17 protein-coding genes are annotated in these 19,235 nt (G+C 58.7%); 7 read left to right on the top strand and 10 right to left on the bottom strand.

The window, feature by feature from the left end:
* Positions 1 to 80: 80 nt before the first annotated feature.
* Positions 81 to 2,339, bottom strand: a complete 2,259-nt coding sequence (gene parC, locus KK102_RS13390; protein WP_216357783.1) for a DNA topoisomerase IV subunit A — start codon at positions 2,337 to 2,339, stop codon at positions 81 to 83.
* A 118-nt stretch (positions 2,340 to 2,457) separates the two neighbouring features.
* Positions 2,458 to 2,859, bottom strand: a complete 402-nt coding sequence (locus tag KK102_RS13385; protein WP_216357782.1) for a YgiW/YdeI family stress tolerance OB fold protein — start codon at positions 2,857 to 2,859, stop codon at positions 2,458 to 2,460.
* A gap of 139 nt (positions 2,860 to 2,998) precedes the next feature.
* Between KK102_RS13385 and qseB the strand changes: the two genes are divergently transcribed.
* From qseB to lysM, 5 genes are all read left to right on the top strand, one after another.
* Entirely contained in the window at positions 2,999 to 3,658 is a 660-nt protein-coding gene (gene qseB / locus KK102_RS13380) for a quorum sensing response regulator transcription factor QseB (protein WP_216357781.1), read from the top strand.
* Positions 3,655 to 4,992, top strand: a complete 1,338-nt coding sequence (gene qseC, locus KK102_RS13375) for a quorum sensing histidine kinase QseC (protein WP_216357780.1) — start codon at positions 3,655 to 3,657, stop codon at positions 4,990 to 4,992. Before qseB ends, qseC begins: the two co-directional genes overlap by 4 nt.
* 104 nt (positions 4,993 to 5,096) lie before the next feature.
* Positions 5,097 to 5,678: an NAD(P)H-dependent oxidoreductase gene (locus KK102_RS13370; protein ID WP_042714968.1), complete on the top strand. Its 582-nt coding sequence runs from the start codon at positions 5,097 to 5,099 to the stop codon at positions 5,676 to 5,678.
* Positions 5,679 to 5,709: 31 nt separating this feature from the next.
* Positions 5,710 to 6,024, top strand: coding sequence for a putative quinol monooxygenase (locus KK102_RS13365; RefSeq protein ID WP_126545219.1), 315 nt, complete (start codon positions 5,710 to 5,712; stop codon positions 6,022 to 6,024).
* 151 nt (positions 6,025 to 6,175) lie between these two features.
* Positions 6,176 to 6,616, top strand: a complete 441-nt coding sequence (lysM, locus tag KK102_RS13360) for a peptidoglycan-binding protein LysM (RefSeq protein ID WP_126545220.1) — start codon at positions 6,176 to 6,178, stop codon at positions 6,614 to 6,616.
* A gap of 32 nt (positions 6,617 to 6,648) precedes the next feature.
* Here the strand turns inward: lysM and KK102_RS13355 are convergent, their stop codons facing one another.
* Genes KK102_RS13355 through KK102_RS13345 form a run of 3 tightly spaced genes read right to left on the bottom strand, consistent with a single transcriptional unit; the run spans position 6,649 to position 10,976 of the window.
* Complete coding sequence (locus tag KK102_RS13355) at positions 6,649 to 7,836, bottom strand: glycoside hydrolase family 88 protein (protein WP_216357779.1); 1,188 nt, start codon at positions 7,834 to 7,836, stop codon at positions 6,649 to 6,651.
* Between the two features lie 27 nt (positions 7,837 to 7,863).
* The gene (locus KK102_RS13350; RefSeq protein WP_126545222.1) at positions 7,864 to 9,129 is read right to left on the bottom strand and encodes an oligosaccharide MFS transporter; all 1,266 of its coding nucleotides are present in this window, start codon (positions 9,127 to 9,129) and stop codon (positions 7,864 to 7,866) included.
* 32 nt (positions 9,130 to 9,161) lie between these two features.
* The gene (locus KK102_RS13345) at positions 9,162 to 10,976 is read right to left on the bottom strand and encodes a DUF2264 domain-containing protein (protein WP_216357778.1); all 1,815 of its coding nucleotides are present in this window, start codon (positions 10,974 to 10,976) and stop codon (positions 9,162 to 9,164) included.
* Positions 10,977 to 11,142: 166 nt separating this feature from the next.
* On the opposite strand from KK102_RS13345, the gene KK102_RS13340 reads away from it, so the two are divergent.
* A complete protein-coding gene (locus KK102_RS13340; RefSeq protein WP_216357777.1) occupies positions 11,143 to 11,982 on the top strand; it encodes an AraC family transcriptional regulator in 840 nt (279 codons plus the stop codon).
* Positions 11,983 to 12,010: 28 nt separating this feature from the next.
* Here KK102_RS13340 and KK102_RS13335 read toward each other — a convergent pair whose 3' ends face one another.
* Genes KK102_RS13335 through KK102_RS13315 form a run of 5 tightly spaced genes read right to left on the bottom strand, consistent with a single transcriptional unit; the run spans position 12,011 to position 16,673 of the window.
* Complete coding sequence (locus KK102_RS13335) at positions 12,011 to 12,886, bottom strand: MurR/RpiR family transcriptional regulator (RefSeq protein WP_216357776.1); 876 nt, start codon at positions 12,884 to 12,886, stop codon at positions 12,011 to 12,013.
* Positions 12,883 to 13,833 carry an iron-siderophore ABC transporter substrate-binding protein gene (locus KK102_RS13330; protein WP_216357775.1) on the bottom strand — a complete coding sequence of 317 codons (951 nt, stop codon included), beginning with the start codon at positions 13,831 to 13,833 and terminating at the stop codon, positions 12,883 to 12,885. The genes KK102_RS13335 and KK102_RS13330 overlap by 4 nt, the downstream gene beginning before the upstream one ends.
* Positions 13,834 to 13,843: 10 nt before the next feature.
* Positions 13,844 to 14,884 carry a FecCD family ABC transporter permease gene (locus tag KK102_RS13325; protein ID WP_216357774.1) on the bottom strand — a complete coding sequence of 347 codons (1,041 nt, stop codon included), beginning with the start codon at positions 14,882 to 14,884 and terminating at the stop codon, positions 13,844 to 13,846.
* Positions 14,881 to 15,864 (bottom strand): FecCD family ABC transporter permease, encoded by a 984-nt coding sequence (locus KK102_RS13320; protein WP_216357773.1) that lies wholly within the window; start codon positions 15,862 to 15,864, stop codon positions 14,881 to 14,883. The genes KK102_RS13325 and KK102_RS13320 overlap by 4 nt, the downstream gene beginning before the upstream one ends.
* The gene (locus tag KK102_RS13315; protein WP_216357772.1) at positions 15,861 to 16,673 is read right to left on the bottom strand and encodes an ABC transporter ATP-binding protein; all 813 of its coding nucleotides are present in this window, start codon (positions 16,671 to 16,673) and stop codon (positions 15,861 to 15,863) included. Before KK102_RS13315 ends, KK102_RS13320 begins: the two co-directional genes overlap by 4 nt.
* A 383-nt stretch (positions 16,674 to 17,056) precedes the next feature.
* Here KK102_RS13315 and KK102_RS13310 point away from each other — a divergent pair, with 383 nt between their 5' ends.
* Complete coding sequence (locus KK102_RS13310) at positions 17,057 to 19,186, top strand: TonB-dependent siderophore receptor (RefSeq protein WP_216357771.1); 2,130 nt, start codon at positions 17,057 to 17,059, stop codon at positions 19,184 to 19,186.
* Positions 19,187 to 19,235: the final 49 nt, after the last annotated feature.

The following is a 19,235-nucleotide window of genomic DNA, read 5'->3' as shown; positions in this document are numbered from 1 at the left end:
CGCAACGCACGAATTAACAACGATTTTACGGGAAATTTTCGTGAAATGCCCCCTCCGGAACGGAGGGGGGAGGCGTTACGTTACTCTTCGCTGTCGCCCGCGCTGCTGCGCGCAGGGGAGTCAATCTCCACGCGGTCGATACGCTGCAGGCCGCGCATCAGCGAGCCGCGACGACCGCGCTCGCCAACCACCTTCTGCAGCTCTTCCGGACGCAGCTTGATTTTACGCTTGCCAACGTGAATCGTCAGCGTGCTCTGCGGCGGCAGAATGAAGAGGTGCGCCAAGCCATCCTCGCCTTTCGCCGCTTCCGCCGACGGGATGTTGATGATCTTGTTGCCTTTACCTTTTGACAGCTCCGGCAGGTCGCTGACCGGGAACATCAGCATACGTCCGGCAGAGGTGATCGCCAGCAGCATGTCGCTTTCGTTTTCAATCACCAGCGGCGTCATTACGTGGGCGTTGTCCGGCAGGCTAATCAGCGCTTTACCGGCGCGGTTACGCGACACGAGATCGTTAAAGGTACAGATAAAGCCGTAGCCCGCATCGGAGGCCATGAGCAGCTTCTGGTCATCCGCTTCCATGAGCATATGGTCAACCGTCGCGCCCGGCGGCAGCGTCAGCTTGCCGGTCAGCGGTTCACCCTGCCCGCGTGCGGAAGGCAGCGTGATCGGGTCGATGGCGTAGCTGCGGCCGGTGGAGTCGATAAACGCCACCGGCTGGTTGCTCTTGCCTTTCACCGCCGCTTTGAAGCTGTCGCCCGCTTTATAGCTCAGGCCCGGCGCGTCGATGTCGTGGCCTTTGGCGCTGCGTACCCAGCCGCTCTGTGACAGCACAATGGTCACCGGCTCGGACGGCTGCATGTCGTGCTCGTTCATCGCCTTCGCTTCTTCGCGCTCGTGCAGCGGAGAACGGCGGTCGTCGCCAAAGGCGTCGGCATCCGCCTGCAGCTCTTTCTTCAGCAGGGTGTTCATCTTGCGCTCGGACGCCAGAATCGCCTGCAGCTGATCGCGCTCTTTTTCCAGCTCGCTCTGCTCGCCGCGGATCTTCATCTCTTCCAGCTTAGCGAGATGGCGCAGCTTCAGCTCGAGGATGGCTTCGGCCTGGGTTTCGCTGATGCCAAAGCGCGACATCAGGGCCGGCTTCGGCTCGTCCTCGGTACGAATGATCTCAATCACTTCGTCAATATTGAGGAACGCCACCAGCAAACCTTCAAGGATATGCAGGCGCTTAAGCACTTTTTCCAGACGATGATTCAGACGACGGCGCACCGTATCGCGGCGGAACGTCAGCCATTCGCTGAGGATCTCCAGCAGGTTTTTCACCGCCGGGCGACCGTCAAGGCCAATCATGTTCAGGTTGATGCGGTAGCTTTTTTCCAGATCGGTGGTGGCGAACAGGTGGTTCATCACCTGCTCCATGTCCACGCGGTTGGAGCGCGGCACGATCACCAGACGGGTCGGGTTTTCGTGGTCAGACTCGTCGCGCAGGTCGTCCACCATCGGCAGCTTTTTATTGCGCATCTGGGAGGCGATCTGCTCCAGCACTTTGGCACCGGAAACCTGATGCGGCAGCGCGGTGATCACCACGGCGCCGTCTTCTTTATTCCACACCGCGCGCATGCGCACGGAGCCGCGACCGTTCTGGTAGATTTTGCGGATTTCCGCGCGCGAGGTGATGATTTCGGCTTCGGTCGGGAAATCCGGACCCTGCACGATATCCAGCAGCTCGTCCAGCGAGGTTTTCGGCTGTTCAATCAGGGTGATGGCGGCTTTCGCCACTTCGCGCAGGTTGTGCGGCGGAATGTCCGTCGCCATACCGACCGCAATGCCGGTGGTGCCGTTCAGCAGGATGTTCGGCAGTCGCGCAGGCAGCATCTTTGGCTCCTGCAGCGTACCGTCGAAGTTTGGCACCCAGTCAACGGTTCCCTGACCCAGTTCCCCCAGCAGCACTTCGGCGTATTTAGAGAGACGGGATTCGGTATAACGCATCGCCGCGAAGGATTTTGGATCGTCCGGCGCACCCCAGTTCCCCTGCCCGTCCACCAGCGGGTAGCGGTAAGAGAACGGCTGCGCCATCAGCACCATCGCTTCATAGCAGGCGCTGTCGCCGTGCGGATGGTATTTACCCAGCACGTCACCGACGGTACGGGCGGATTTCTTGAACTTGGCGGTGGCGTTCAACCCCAGTTCGGACATCGCATACACGATGCGGCGCTGAACGGGCTTCAGGCCATCCCCGATAAACGGCAACGCCCTGTCCATGATGACGTACATGGAGTAGTTCAGGTAGGCGTTTTCCGTGAATTCATGTAGCGCGAGGCGCTCTGCCATATCGCTCATTACGTGTGATTCCTCAACTCAGAAACCGAAGGGTTTCAGGCAATATTGCCGCAGATACTACCTTATCTGGCGAGTTGAGTCACAAAGAAAAAGGGCCGCTTATGCGGCCCTTTCCGGGTTATTTGTTCAGCTTAATGACCTGCTTCACGTCGATTTCAAACTCGTTCCAGTCTTTATCAACCTTCCCCTGAAGTTCGACTTTATCCTGCGGCGTCACGGTCACGCCGTTCCAGCGCTTGTGGTCAATCTCAACCACCACCGTGCCGGTTTCATCGCGGAAGGTGTAGCGGTCATCGGACAGGCGCTCGGTGATGTTACCGCGCAGCTTCACCCAGGCATCGTCCTTCAGATCTTTCACTTTTGCCGCCGTCGTCAGGTTGGCGTTGTTATCCACAAAACCGCCCTGCTGGGTTTGCGTCTGGGTTGCGGTAGCGGACGGGCCGTTAAATCCGCCCTGAGCGGCAAAAACAGGGGCAGTGGTCATCATCATGATGGCAGCAAGTGCAGCGAATTTTTTCATATTAATCTCTCCCTTTAATGTGGTTTCGCAGTCCATTAAACAGGGTAATCCTTAACAACTTCTTAAGGGGAAAATTTATTTATTTTTACTGTACAGCATGTTGATTCAGAGGGTTTACTGACGGCAACAAGGAGGGAACATGCGCATTTTACTGGTAGAAGATGACAGGCTCATCGGCGACGGCATCAAGGCGGGCCTGAGCAAAATGGGATTTAACGTGGACTGGTTTACCGACGGGAAAACCGGTCAGGCCGCGCTGTATAGCGCGCCCTATGATGCCGTGGTGCTGGATCTGACGCTGCCGGAGATTGACGGGCTGGCGATCCTGCGCGCCTGGCGCGAGAGCGGGCGCAGCGAGCCGGTACTGATTCTGACGGCGCGGGATGCGCTGAACCAGCGCGTCGAGGGGCTGCGTCTGGGCGCGGATGATTACCTTTGTAAGCCGTTTGCCCTGATCGAAGTGGCCGCGCGTCTTGAGGCGCTGGTGAGGCGCAGCCACGGCCAGACCCGCAGCGAGCTGCGTCACGGTAAGGTTACGCTCGACCCGACGAGCCTTGTCGCCACGCTGGAGGGCGAAACGCTGACTCTTAAGCCAAAAGAGTTCGCCCTGCTGGAGCTGCTGATGCGCAACGCGGGCCGCGTGCTGCCGCGCAAAACGATTGAGGAAAAGCTCTATAACTGGGATGACGACGTCTCCAGCAACGCCGTGGAAGTTCACGTCCATCATCTTCGCCGCAAGCTCGGCAGCGCGTTTATCCGCACCGTGCACGGCATCGGCTACACCCTGGGTGACGCATGAAACTGAGCCTGAAACTCCGCCTGACGCTGCTTTTCCTTCTGCTCTCTCTGACGGCCTGGTTTGCCGCCAGTCTTGTCGCGTGGCAGCAAACGACGCATAAGCTCGACAAGCTCTTTGATACCCAGCAGATGCTGTTTGCCAAACGTCTGCTGACGATGGACCTGGACGAGATCCGCGCGCCGGAGCGCATGCGCGAGGTGCCCAAAAAAGCCAGGCACGGGCATCTGGACGATGACGCGCTGGCCTTCGCCATCTTTAGCGCCGACGGCAGCATGATCCTCAACGACGGTGAAAACGGGCGCGATATTCCGTATCACTACCGCCGTGACGGGTTTACGGACGGGCGGCTTCAGGACGATAATGACGAATGGCGCTTTTTATGGCTGACGTCGCCGGACGGTAAGTACCGCGTGGTGGTCGGCCAGGAGTGGGAGTACCGGCAGGACATGGCGCTGGACGTGGTGAGCTCGCAGCTTACGCCGTGGCTAGTGGCGCTGCCCGTGATGCTCCTGCTGCTGATCCTGTTGCTGAGCCGCGAGCTGAAGCCGCTGAAAAAGCTGGCGCAGACCCTGCGCTCCCGCACGCCGGATGCCACCGATAAACTCCCTACGGAGGGTGTCCCCACTGAGGTGCGTCCGCTGCTCGACGCCCTGAATCACCTGTTTACGCGCACGCAAGAGATGATGAGCCGCGAGCGCCGCTTTACCTCCGATGCCGCCCACGAGCTGCGCAGCCCGTTAGCCGCCCTGAAGGTGCAAACCGACGTGGCACAACTGTATCAGGACGATCCCGAGGCACAGTCCAAAGCCCTTTCTCAGCTTCATGCGGGTATCGACCGCGCCTCCCGGCTGGTGGATCAGCTCCTTACGCTGTCGCGCCTGGATTCGCTGGATAACCTGGACGGCGTCGAGCCGATTGTCATGGCCGATTTGCTGCAGTCCGCGGTGATGGATATTTATCATCCGGCGCAGCAGGCGGGCATTGATGTGCGCCTGAACATCCATACGGCGGAGGTGAAACGCGCGGGTCAACGGCTGCTCCTGAGCCTGCTGGTACGTAACCTTCTGGATAATGCAGTACGTTACAGCCCGCGCGGTAGCGTGGTGGACGTGACGCTGGACGGTCACCGCTTCACCGTGCGTGACAACGGCCCCGGGATTTCCCCCGACGCCCTGGCACGCATTGGCGAGCGCTTTTATCGTCCGCCGGGGCAAGAGGCCACCGGAAGCGGGCTGGGGTTATCGATTGTTAAACGCATCGCCACCCTCCACGGTATGCGCGTCTCGCTGGCAAATGCGGCTGAAGGGGGCGCTAAGGTCACCGTCAGCTGGTAGGCATTATTGCGCTATGTGCAAAAGACTTTGCACATTTTGCTTATTTTTCCGCTCCGTCCTCGCGCGTAGAATCCCCGGCATACTCTCAACACCGAGGACAAATAATGAGCAACATTTTGATTATCAACGGCGCGAAAGAGTTCGCGCACTCTAAAGGCCAGCTGAATGACACCCTGACCGAGGTCGCGGACGGTTTCCTGCGCGACGCCGGGCATGATGTTAAGGTCGTGCGCGCGGACAGCGATTATGACGTGAAAGCCGAAGTGCAGAACTTCCTGTGGGCCGACGTGGTTATCTGGCAAATGCCGGGCTGGTGGATGGGCGCACCGTGGACCGTGAAAAAATACATGGATGACGTGTTCACCGAAGGCCACGGTTCGCTGTATGCCAGCGACGGTCGTACCCGTTCAGACGCCTCCAAAAAATACGGTTCCGGCGGCCTGATTCAGGGCAAAAAATACATGCTCTCCCTGACCTGGAACGCGCCAATGGAAGCCTTCACCGAGAAAGATCAGTTCTTCGAAGGCGTGGGCGTCGACGGCGCCTACCTGCCGTTCCACAAGGCTAACCAGTTCCTGGGCATGGATCCGCTGCCAACCTTTATCGTCAACGACGTCATTAAAATGCCTGACGTCCCGAGCTATATCGCAGAATATCGCAAGCATCTCGCGGAAATTTTTGCTTAACTGGTAGCCTGGAATTAAAGGAGTAGTAACCATGCTTACAGTTATCGCAGAAATCCGTACTCGTCCAGGTCAACATCACCGCCAGGCGGTGCTGGATCAGTTCGCGAAGATTATCCCGACCGTACTTAAAGAAGAAGGCTGCCACGGCTATGCGCCGATGGTGGATGCCGCCACCGACGCCAGCTTCCAGGCGACCGCGCCGGATTCAATCATGATGGTTGAACAGTGGGAAACCGTGGCGCACCTCGAAGCGCACCTTCAGACTCCGCACATGAAAGCGTGGAGTGAGGCGGTGAAAGGTGACGTGCTGGATACCCATATCCGAATTCTGGAGCAAGGGGTTTAAGGTTCGTGGAATTTGCCGGGTGGCACTGCGTTTACCCGGTCTACAAAACCTGACCCGTAGGCCCGGTAAGCGCTAGCGCCACCGGGCTTTTTTATCACCTTAAGCTCAACTGCTATGCTTATTCTGACTTCATTGTTAACAGGAGGATGGAATGGGTCTTTTTAACTTCGTGAAAGAAGCAGGCGAAAAGCTGTGGGATAACCTGACCGACCACAAAGGTCAGAGCGACAAAATCACCGAGCATCTCAAGAAACTCAACATTCCCGGTTCCGACAAAGTTAAGGTGGACGTCACCGACGGCAAAGCCAGCGTGACGGGTGACGGGCTGACGCAAGAACAGAAAGAGAAGATTCAGGTTGCCGTGGGGAACATCGCAGGGGTAAGCGAGGTGGAGAACAACATCACCGCCACCGATGCCGAAGATGAAGCGACCTACTACACGGTGAAATCGGGCGATACCCTGAGCGCCATCTCCAAAACCGTGTACGGCAACGCTAACCAGTACAACAAGATCTTCGAGGCGAACCGCCCGATGCTCTCCAGCCCGGATAAAATTTATCCAGGCCAGACGCTGCGCATCCCGAAAGCGTAACCGCAGAGTCGGGGGTATCTCCCCCGACTGTTTCACCAGTACGATTTCCAGCTTTGCGTGAAGCGCACCAGCGCCTCAACGTAGAAGTAATCTCCCCAGCTTGCGCACTCATCCACCCCTTTATTGCTCGCCAGGTGATACACCGAGTGCTTCAGCAGTCCGTTGCCCTTCTCGTCTTTACCCATCAGATAGTGCTTCGTCAGCGACGACATGATCCCTTTTGCCCACTCCAGATAGCGCTCGCGGTCCGGATCCGTAACCGGCAGATGCTTCACAAGCTCCAGCAGCCCGCATACCGCAATGGCCGCCGAGGACGAATCGCGCAGCGCGTCGGTGCCCACCAGCGCCAGATCCCAGTGACAGACGTAATCCTCCGGCAGACGGTTGAGGAAGTAGTTCGCCAGCCGCTTCGACAGGGCGATCATCGTCTCGTCACCGGTATAAATATAGCTCAGCAGGAAGCCGTAAATACCCCACGCCTGCCCGCGCGACCAGCATGAATCGTCGGCATAGCCCTGCTGGGTATTGCCGTAGCGCGGCGCGCCGGTGTCCACATCCATATAGTAGGTGTGGAACGTCGAGGCATCCTCACGGATGAGATACGTCGCCGCCTGCATCACGTGCGCTTTTGCAGCCTCGGCAAAGCGCGGATCGCCGGTTTGTTCCGTCGCCCAGTAGAGCAGCGGCAGGTTCATGTTGCAGTCGATGATCATGCGTCCGGCCTGTTCCGGATCGGCCAGATCGCCCCACGCCTGAATGATCTTCGCCTTCTCATGGAAGCGCTCCAGCAGGGCTTCTGCCGCCAGCAGGGAGAATCCGCGCGCCTCGCGGTTCCCGGTCAACCGCCAGGCCGCCACGCAGGAGAGCGTGTACAGGAAGCCCAGGTCGTGGGTATTGGTGTCATTGCGCCCGGCGATGCGCAGGCCGAACGATCGCACGTGCTTTTCCGCCATCGCGCGGTATTTCTTCTCGCCGCTCATCTCCCACGCCAGCCACAGCTGGCCGGTCCAGAAGCTGGTGGTCCACTCCACGTTGTCGTTCAACGGATAAAAACCGTCCTTACAGGTTTCCGCCGGGAACTGCTCGCCGAATTCAGTTAAATGACGGCTAATCAGGTCGAGGACATGGCCGCGTGCCGAGCTGAGTTCATCGCTAAATGCGCGTGGGTCAACGGGCGCGGCAATTGCAGGCAGGCGCTCCTCTTTGATACGACTTAACATATTTCGGTTCCTTCTTTGACGGCGTAATTATCGGGTAGTGTTTTCTGCTACGTTCAGCGTGCGGGACCCGCGCCATTTGCTCTGACAGGCGGATAACGTGAAGGCAGAAATAAGGGTAAAGGTCAGCGCCGTGGCGCCCATGATGATATAGGTCTGTTCAAAGCCGATGCGGTCATACATATATCCGGCAGGCGAGGAGACGACAACGTTACCGACGTACAGCATTGCCTGATAGCCCAGTAAATACATGGTGGCGTTCACGCGCTTATCGAAATGCTCGGCGATATATTTAAACACCGAGACCAGCAGCAGACAGATTTCCAGGCCGTACAGGGGTTTAAGCACGGAAATTAACAGGTGAGAATCGCACATGCCGGAAATAATCAGACGCGCCCCCACCACCAGACCGACAATTAACAGGCCGCGCTTGGCGCCAATAAAATTCACGAACAGGGGGATCACCATATACATGACGAACTCCATGCCGGACTGGACGGTGCCCAAATAACCGAACACCGCGTTGCCCTGGTGGATATCGTCAAAGAAGGTGACGAAATAGCGCGAGAACTGCTGCTCGGCGATAAACATCATCCACGCCACGCCCGCCACGTACAGGCAGAAAGCCCAGAATTTACGGCTGCGCAGCAGAGCGTACACGTCTGAAGGGGCGATTTTCTCTTTGGTCAGTACCTCACCGGCGTGAACGGAGTTAGTGTTCACTTTCAGGCTGAGCAGGACAATCAGCATCACCACCGAGGTCACGCTGCCCATAATAAAGTTATACGCAGGCGAGAGGTTAAACAGCAGGCCGGAGAAGGACGACGCCACCGCCCAGCCGAGCGAGCCCCACATGCGGATCTGCCCGAACTCCATGCCGTTCAGGCGGCTGAAGCGGTCAGAATAGGATTCACACGCCGCCACGCCCGCGTACCAGGCAAAGCTCAAATAGAGCGCGCCGATAATTATCCCCAACAGGGTGTGGGAGATTAACAGCGGCTGATAGACGTAAATAAAGAACGGCGCCATCAGGGCCGACATGGCGACCACAAAATAGAGCAGGTATTTACTCATGCCGATTTTATCGAGAATATAGCCGTAGATGGGTTTGAGAATAACGGAGAAAATACCGTTCACCGCGAATACGGTTCCGATCGCCGCCCCGCTGAGATTCGCTTTTTGACCGAGCCAGATAGCCAGCAGGCCAATACTGGCGGACCAGGTAAAGAAATAGAGAAAAATAAAGCTGCTGATTTTGTAATATTCGGTTCTGTTGGTTATCGATGTATTTTTCATACCATCCTCGCCGAGGTGTAGGGTCAGAATTTTTATAATGTGAACGACAGTTGACGTTCGCCTCCAGGTTCGCGGATCTCGACCTGGTTTTGGGTGATAGACAGGTGCGGCCTGGCCGCACTATTTTGCTTTTCGCCGGCAAAGACGGCGCAGCAGAGCCAGCTTTCGCCTTGAGGGATATCGGTTTTTAACAGCGGTATGGCGGCGCACTCCGGGAACATGATGCTGCTGTTGGGCGGCGTAACGATGCTGTCCGGCACGCGCGCGATGGCGGGCGAGAGATCGACAATCACGCTGCTGCCGTTCTCGGCTGCCAGATAACAGCCGCGCTCGCGTATCTGGTGTTCGGTTTTTATCACCGCAAACCCGCCCTCGGCCGTTTGCAGCGCGCGTGCGCTGTTGATGCGGTGCAGGCGCAGATGCCACTCGCCAAAGGGGATTTGCCAGGTGTCGATATGCACGTCGTGCCACGGCGACCAGCGCGAGTAGATATAGTTTTCATCCACCCGCACCGCTTCGCATTCGCGGCGGCCGCGGTAGTAATCGTCTCCGTCCGCCAGCAGCAGCATGGAATCACAGGCCGCATGCTTCAGGCCAAAGCGCCCGCGCTCAATGGTGAAACCAAAGCGGCTGGAGTAGGCAAATTTAGTGTATTTGGCGTCGGTATTGACGTAGTTGTTCAGCTCAAGCTGTCCGGCGGTGAGCAGGGTGACGTGCTGCGACTTGTCCGCATGGATAAGGATCTGCTGAGCATGCGGAATTACGTGCTTTTCAGCCAGCGCGGGTAACGGTTCTTCATCGGCCAGCCAGAACGGGTTCGCCTCCGGCAGCGCCAGAATGAGCCAGGTTTTCAGCGCCCAGTACGGCGAACCGGGCGAGTTGTAGTCCTCGCACATCGCGAGGTTCGGATAGGCAAAGCCGAGGGTCAAAATGCCGTCGCGATCGGTAATCGGCTGCTGCTGCCACCAGCGCAGATGGCGCAGAATAATGCCCTTCACGATGCCCGGCGTGAACACCTCCAGCCCGGAAAAAGCCACCGCGCTCCAGAACGCGACCATCGCAAAGCGGTAGGTCAGGCTGCGGCCAAACGGCACCGAGGCACCGTCGGCAGCGGACCAGTAGATAAAGTCTTCCGCGAACAGGCGCGAACGCTCGCGCAGCACGTCCGCCCTCGCCTCGTCGCCGCTCAGGGTAGCGTAGATCAGCCCGTAGAAGTGGAAGGCCATCGAGATGTAATAATCCTTCGGACGCCCCGGGCCGTCGGAATACCAGCCGTCGCCCAGATAGTAGGCGTCCATCAGCGCAAAGCGGTGGTCGATGGCGCGCTGGTCATACGGCAGTCCGGCGCGCCTGAAGCCAAGCTGGACTATGATGGCGAAGTAGTTCCAGTTGCTGTCCGGCATCTGCGCGTCGGTAATCTGGCTGAGCCAGGCGTGGAGGTTCATCACCTCGCGCTCGGTGAAGCGTTCGAGGAGTTTGTCGCCCAGCAGGGACAGCCCCAGACCGTAGGCCGCCATCTCCACCAGACGCTGATCGTAGGGGCCGGTTTCACCCCAGTACCCCTCGCTCTGCGGATCGGTGCCCAGCTTGATGGCGTCCAGGTATTTCTCACTCCACGGCTCGCCCTCCCCGCTCGCCATCAGCGGAAACAGCCCCCACAGCGCGCGGGAAAGCCCTTCCATCTGCGCGATATCCGTCGCGTAGTGCGCGCAGGTCTCGCCCAGCGAAAAACGTGAACTGCCCGGCGGAAACTGCTTATCCAGCGCGCCCAGCATCCCGTTTAAATACGCCACCACGTCCCGGCGTGAAGACAACGGATTTGATTTTTCTTTGTTTGCCGCCCACATCGATTTGCCCTCGTCATCAACTGCGGCAAAGCATAGTGAATCCGCAAGGGGCAGAAATGTTAGCCGCGTCACAGGTGAGAACGATGAATAAACCTACAGTTAAGAAAATTTAAAAAGGTGGTTTATAAAGAGCATCTGACGGGAAAAAGTTGAGTTCTATTGCACTATGCGCGACACGCCAACGTCCGATCGTCTGGAGCTGATTACCCTAAACGACACCCTGGTATCGTTCAGCCGCCTGTTCGCCAATACCGTGCGTTACCACCACTGGCATCAGTGTCTGGAAATTCTCTATGTGGAAGAAGGGTTTGGCGTCGCGATTGTCGACAACCGGCATTACACCATGCGCCCCGGGCGGCTGTTTTTCTTCCCGCCCTTTACCCTGCACAAGGTGATGGTGGACCCGCAGGCGGAGGCCATTTACCGGCGCACCATCATTCATCTCGACCATCACGCCGTGCTGAAAAACCTGCGTGATTTCCCGCAAACCCGGCAGCGGCTGGAGCGGCTTTCACGCCGCGGCGGCGAGGCGTGGGTCGCCGACCTGGCGCACTGCCATCACCATGTCGATCATCTGCTGGGCTGCTATCAGTCGCCCATGAACAGCGAGGCCATAGCCGGGCTGCTGATCGGCCTGTTTGCTATGCTGCCCGACGATCGCGACGGCACGCCGGGCAGCAGCCAGGGGATCGCCAGCCAGGTGATGTTCTGGCTGGATGAGCACTATCAGGAGAAGTTCCGCCTGGACGCGCTGGCCGCAGAGCTGGGGAAATCGCGCAGCTACGTGTCGCGAAAATTCCATGCGGAGACGGGGGAGAAGATCCACGACTATCTCAACACGTTACGGCTGCGTAAGGCCTGTGAGTGTTTGCTGCATACCGATTACAGTGTGCGAGACATCGCGGCGCAGACGGGGTTTTCCGACGTGACGTGGTTCATCAGCGCGTTTAAAAAAGGGATTGGCGAGACGCCGCTGCAGTACAGGAAGAACCATCGTGCGGTTTGACGCCTCACCCCAGCCCTCTGGGGGAAAATCAACCACTCTTTTTCCCCGGCTTTAATCCACGATGCAACTCGTTGATGCGCTTTATCGACTTGATGGTGCGCTGCGGCTCGGTGGAGGCGACGGATAAAATAATCATCTCCAGACACAGCAGCACCGTGCCGTGCAGCGGGATTTTGCCCTTCTCGCCGCCGCGCGGAACGTGGATCACCACGCTGGCCTCTTTGCTGAAGCGCGAGTCGGTGGCGTTGGTCAGCAAAATGGTCGGAATGCCGAGACGTTTCGCCTCGCGCAGCGTGGTCTGCCCTTCCCGGTGCGCGGATTTCTGCGCCATCATGATCAGCACGTCGCCGCGCTGAAGCGCAATAAGCTGTTCGGCAAGCCCTATCCCGGTGCGGTTGAGCGGGATCGCGGGAAGTCCCATACGGCTGAACAACCTGGCGGTGTAATCCGCCAGAATGCCGGATGCGCCAATACCAAAAATAGCGACCTGCCTCGCCTGCGCCAGCAGCGACACGGCCTGCGCCATCGCATAGCGGTTGTGTGGTTCAGACAGTACCTCGCAGGTGTGCCGATGCCCCTCCAGCACGAAATCAATGCTCGTATTCACATCGCTGGTCAGCGTATTCACCGTGGTAGACATTTTCTCGCTGGAGGTCACCACGGGGCCGAACCACTGCTCAAGGGTCTGCTTCAGATCGCGCAATCCGGCAAAACCGAGCGCCTGGATGGCGCGAACGACGGTGGCATCCGAGGTGTTAAGCAGCGTCGCGATCTCCATCGCCGTCTGCTCCATGACCGCTTCCCGGTTCTCATTGATATAGCGCGCCACCAGCAGCAGCCGCGGCGTGAGCTGGTTCGCCCGCGAACGGAAGCGGTCACCGTAGACATCGGCTTTGCGGATCACCGTGAGGCCTCCGGCAGCGGACGCCCCGCAATTTGCGACTGCACCTGTGCGACCATCAGGCCTAACGAGGCGTACGAGTTCGAGATGGCCTCCTCGCGGGAGATGAGCACGTAATGTCCGGTGCGGCAGGCGTTAAGGAACTGACACCAGCCCGGCATCACCGCGTCCATCGCCGCCAGCTCGTCCTGCGGCTTGCCGCCGGTATCGCCGCGCCAGGTGGCGAAGACGAAATCGGCATCCAGCTCCGGCAGGCGCTCGGCGCTGACGTCAATGCGCCCACCGTCCGGGATGCTCTCAATCAGCGGTGGGAACTTGAATCCCGCGTCGCGCAGCACGCGTCCAAGGGAGTGGTAGCTGTGCATGGCGTTGATCTTGCCCTGATTGGCCTGAATCACCGACACGGTTAACGAACGGGTGTCGAGAGTGGCTTTCAGGGCCATGATTTGCTCCTGATAGCGACGCTCCAGAACCTTCAGCCGCGCCTGCGTACCGGTGAGCTGCGCCAGCTTGCGGTAGATTTCCGGCGCACCGCCGTCGAGGTGATCGATGCTCACCGTCGGGGCAATTTTTTCCAGCTGCTCTACCGGCGTGTTGCGGGTCGGCTCGGTGATGATCAGGTCCGGCTTCGCGGCTGCGATGGCTTCAATGTCGATATCGGCAGTGCCGATGAATGTGATGTCGGAATTATCAAAATCGACGCCGGTTAACATGCCGCTGGAACGCAGAAAATGGCTGCCGTCCGGTCGGGTGCGGCCATGGCTGGCAACCGGGAGCACCCCAAGCTCAATCAGCGGGATGGTGATATCCAAATCGTGCAACGAGACGATCCGCTTCGGATGCACCGGCACCACCACCTTGCGGTTCAGATCGTCTGTAAACGTCTGCGTCGGTTCCGCCGCACTCGCCACACACCCTACCAGCAACAGCATTGTCAAAAGTACGCGCATCTCACTCCCTCTAAAATCGGTCCCGGCGCTGCCAGAGCAGCAGCAGGAAAAACGGCCCGCCAATCAGTGAAATCACAATCCCCGCCGGCAGCTGTAGCGGCAAAAATGCCAGACGCCCGACGTTATCCGCCAGCAGCACCAGCAGCGCGCCCAGCACGGCGCTTCCCGTCAGCAATGCTGTTTGCCCACCGCGCAGCAGCAGGCGTGCCATATGCGGCGCAATCAGCCCCACGAACCCTATACTTCCCACGCAGGAGACGCAGGCCGCGGTGAGTACAACCGGGGCAAGCACGCGCAGCAAGGCAAGTCGTGAAGTGCGCACGCCAAGGCCGGTCGCGGCGTGGTTACCCAGCAACGCCACGTCGGCGGCGCGTGCGGTAAAGAGCAGCAGCGCGAACGCGGGAAGCGTCCAGGCTGCCGCAATGCTGACCAGCATCCAGTTTGCCGCATGCAGGCTTCCCGCCAGCCACAGCATCGCGGTCTGCACGTCGCGCACGTCAGCGGTGGTCATAAAAACGCCCATTGCGGCGGCAAACGTCCATGACACGCCGATACCCGTCAGGATGAATCGCGGACGGGAAATATCGCGGGCCAGCGCCACCACCAGCAGCGCGGTCAGCAGCCCACCGGCCATGCCGACCAGCGGTCGCCAGTAGAGGCTGAGCGCCGGGAACTGAAAAATCAGCAACAGCACCGCCGCGCTACAGCCCTCTTTCACGCCGATAAGCCCGGGGTCAGCAAGGCCATTGCGGGTGATGGACTGCATCGCCGCCCCCGCCATACCGAGCATCGCGCCGCACAGCACCGCCATCAGCAGGCGCGGCAGACGGATATCCATCACGATGTAATGCGTCTCTGCTTCCAGCGTCTGCGGATAAAACAGCGCGCGCCCAATGGCAGAGGCAGGAATGGGCAGCGAGCCGTGGGTCAGACCAAAACTGAGCAGCAGCAAGGCTACCAGCGAGAAAAATGCCAGGCATGCCAGCGCTTTTGGACGAACCAGCGCCGATACGGGGCCGACGCGTAGCGCACGCAGTCCCGTCCGGCTCATTTGAACATCCTCGACGCCATGAAGATAAAGACGGGCGCGCCGACCAGCGCGGTCATGACGCCGGTTGCCAGCTCATACGGCGTAAAGAGCGTGCGGGCAGCGATATCCGCCAGCAGGAGAACCAGCGCCCCGCACAGGGCCGAAAGCGGCACCATTGCGCGGATGTCCACCGTTACCAGGCGGCGGATCAGCTGCGGCACCACAAGGCCGATAAAACCAATCGGTCCGGCGAGGGAGACCGCCGCGCCGCAGAGCAGTGCAATCGCCAGCAGCGCGAACAGGCGAGTTTTCAGCAATGAGACGCCAAGCCCCTGCGCCATTCTGTCGCCCAGCGCCAGCATGTTGAGCGAGGGCGAGAGCCACAGCGCCAGCGCGAAGCCAGCGGCAGCCCCCCCTGCAGCGCTTCCTGTCGTCCCGGCGCTGAGCCCCGCTAAATCTCCCGCCAGCCAGGTGCGCATGGCGAGCAGCGTCTGTTCATCAAGGATTAATATCGCGGCGGTCACCGATGAGGCAAATGCCGACATCGCCACCCCGCACAGCGTGACTTTCATCGGCGTCAGCCCGGTACGACCGGACGAAGAGAACGTCAGCACCAGCAGAAACAGCGCCGCGGCACCGACGGCAGCAATTAGCGGGCGACCAAACGGCAGCGACAGCCCGAGGGCACTCGTCAGCACCACCGCCAGCGCCGCCCCGGCGTTGAGCCCAAGAATATGCGGCTCGCCGAGCGGGTTACGGATCACCGACTGCAGCAGCACGCCCGCCACGCCGAGCGCGGCGCCCGTCACCATTGCGGCGCAGAGACGCAGCAGCCGGAGCCTGATAATCACGCTATGGTCGAAATTGCGCGGATCGAAATGGAAGAATGCATCCACTACCGTCCGGGGAGCGATAAAGCGCGCGCCGATGCCCAGATGTGCAATCGCGCCCATCGCCAGCAGCAATATGAATACAAGGAATGCCAGAGAGGTGCGCATCATGGTTGTTCTGCGACCTTGCGAAACGGCATAAAGAACGGTTTTCCGCTCATGGGGTTAACGGACATATGTACGTCGACGTCAAACACCGTTTTGATCAGCGACGGCGTGCAGGTGTCGCCTTCATGTAATACGCCCTCGACTTTGCCCTGGCGTAAAAAGACCAGCGAATCGCCGTAGTTCACGGCAAAGTTGAGATCGTGCAGCACCACCACCACGGTGCGCCCGTGCTGGCGCGTCAGGGCGTGCAGCAGCTCCAGGATCTCCACCTGGTAGCGAAGGTCGAGATACGTCGTGGGCTCATCCAGCAGGATATACGGCGTTTGCTGCGCCAGCGCCATGGCGATCCAGCAGCGTTGACGCTGACCGCCGGACAGGCTTTCAACCGGCAGATGCGCAAACTCTGCCGTTCCGGTCAGGCGTAATGCCTCGTCCACCGCCAGCTCGTCTTCATCACTCCACTGACGCATAATGTTCTGCCAGGGAAAGCGCCCGCGCGAAACCAGTTCAAAGACGGTTAACCCCTCCGGCAACAGCGGAGACTGCGGCAAAATGCCAAGCTCGCGGGCGATCGCTTTGGTCGGCTGTTCATGAATGGCTTTGCCGTCCAGCATGACGCTGCCGCCAAGCGGCTGAAGCAAACGTGCGATGGTGCTCAACAGCGTGGATTTGCCACAGCCGTTCGCCCCCACCAGAACGGTCATCTTCTGCTGCGGGATCGCGAGGGAGATATCATCAACGATGATTTTTTTGTGATAACCCGCAGAAAGATTCTCCAGAACCAGTCCCGGTTTTGTCGTGTTATGCGCCACGTGAATGCCAACGTAATGAAAAACCAATAAATAAAAATAAAACTCATTCTCTTTTGAGAATTTTGCCGCTGCGCCATGTAGTAGTCAAGCGAATAAAGGCCCTGAAAAAACCAGGGGCGATCGCAACTTAAGACGCAAAGTGAAATTAACAAAAACATTTATATTTCAATTAAATAAATGCTGATTTCTTTGATTTTAACAATACGATAATCAGTGTAGTCATTTTTTTATCATTTCCATTTACTACTACATTTCAGCATGGTTGAATGATTCTCAATTACAAGTTCGATGCCATTCAGGCTAACGAACAGACCGTAAGGGCAATGACTCACACATTTTTCCGCGAAGATTGTTTCGCCGGATATTCTGGGAAAACAGATGTAATGGCTAAGTTCACACCTTCATTCTCTGGGGTAAAAGGGCGCGCGCTCTTTTCTCTGCTGTTTATGGCACCTTTGGTACACGCAGCGGCAAACGACGGCGAGACCCTGACCGTTACCGCCGATCCGAATGCGACCCTCGACGCCACCAGCGGCTATCAGCCCCTGAACACCTCCACCGCCACGCTGACCAACATGCCGATGCTGGACATCCCGCAGGTGGTCAATACCGTCAGCGATAACGTGCTGGAAGACCAAAACGCGACTACGCTCGACGAGGCGCTGTATAACGTCAGCAACGTGGTTCAGACCAACACCCTGGGCGGTACGCAGGATGCCTTTGTGCGCCGTGGCTTCGGCGCGAACCGTGACGGCTCGATCATGACCAACGGCCTGCGCACCGTGCTGCCGCGCAGCTTTAACGCCTCAACCGAACGCGTGGAGGTGCTGAAAGGCCCGGCCTCGACCCTGTACGGTATTCTCGACCCCGGCGGCCTGATTAACGTCGTCACCAAACGCCCGGAGAAAACCTTCGGCGGCTCGATTTCTGCCACCTCCACCAGCTTCGGCGGCGGCACCGGACAGTTTGACGTCACCGGCCCGATTGACGGCACGCGCCTGGCGTATCGCCTGACGGGGGAATATCAGGACGAAGACTACTGGCGCAATTTTGGCACCGAACGCAGCACCTTTATCGCCCCGTCGCTGACCTGGTTTGGCGATGACGCCACCGTGACCGTGCTCTATTCGCATCGCGACTATAAAACGCCGTTCGATCGCGGAACGATCTTCGATCTCAACACCAAAAAGGCCGTCGACGTCGATCGCAAAACCCGCTTCGATGAGCCGTTCAACGTGACCGACGGCCAGTCCGATCTCGCTCAGCTCAACGCGGAGTATCGCCTCAACAGCCAGTGGACCGCGAAGTTCGACTACAGCTACAGCCAGGATAAGTACAGCGATAACCAGGCCCGCGTGATGGCCTACGATTCAAAAACCGGCAACCTGACCCGCCGCGTGGATGCCACCCAGGGCTCAACCCAGCGGATGCATACGACGCGGGCGGATCTGCAGGGGAACGTGGATATCGCCGGTTTCTACAACGAGATCCTGACCGGCGTGTCGTATGAGAATTACGATCTGCTGCGCACGGATATGATGCGCTGTAAGAACGTCAAAGGTTTCAATATCTACAATCCGACGTACGGGAATCTCGACAAGTGCACCACCGTCTCGGCGTCCGACAGCGACCAGACCATTAAGCAGGAGAGCTACTCCGCCTACGCGCAGGACGCGCTGTACCTGAGCGAGAAATGGATCGCCGTCGCCGGACTGCGCTACCAGTATTACACCCAGTACGCGGGCAAAGGCCGTCCGTTTAACGTGAATACCGACAGCCGCGACGACCAGTGGACGCCTAAGCTGGGTCTTGTTTATAAGCTCACCCCGGCGGTCTCTCTGTTTGCCAACTATTCCCAGACGTTTATGCCGCAGTCGTCCATTGCGAGCTACATCGGCGACCTGCCGCCGGAAACGTCGAATGCGTATGAAATCGGCGCTAAGTTTGACCTTTTCGACGGCATTACCGCCAATATTGCGCTGTTTGATATTCACAAGCGCAACGTGCTGTACACCGAAAGCGTGGGTGATGAAACCGTCGCCAAAACCGCGGGCCGCGTGCGCTCTCAGGGCGTTGAAGTGGATCTCGCCGGGTCGCTGACTGAGAACACCAGCATTATTGCCAGCTACGGCTATACCGACGCGAAGGTGCTGGAAGACCCGGACTACGCGGGCAAACCGCTGCCGAACGTGCCGCGCCATACCGGCTCCCTGTTCCTGACCTACGATATTCACAATGCGTTGGCCGGGAATACGCTGACGCTGGGCGGCGGCGGGCACGGCGTAAGCCGTCGTTCCGCAACCAACGGTGCGGATTACTATCTGCCGGGCTATTTCGTGGCGGATGCGTTTGCGGCGTATAAGATGAAGCTGCAGTATCCGGTGACGCTGCAGGTGAATGTGAAAAACCTGTTTGATAAGACCTACTACACGTCGTCCATTGCGACCAACAACCTGGGCAACCAGATTGGCGACCCGCGCGAAGTGCAGCTGACGGTGAAGATGGAGTTTTGATTTCAGTGCGGGGTGTTCCCCTCACCCTAACCCTCTCCCCAGAGGGGCG

Origin of the sequence: Enterobacter quasimori (assembly GCF_018597345.1) — a bacterium.
Classification (GTDB): Bacteria; Pseudomonadota; Gammaproteobacteria; order Enterobacterales; family Enterobacteriaceae; genus Enterobacter; species Enterobacter mori.
The sequence above is the reverse complement of the archived record's forward strand: the minus strand, read 5'-3'. Positions and strand labels throughout refer to the sequence as shown.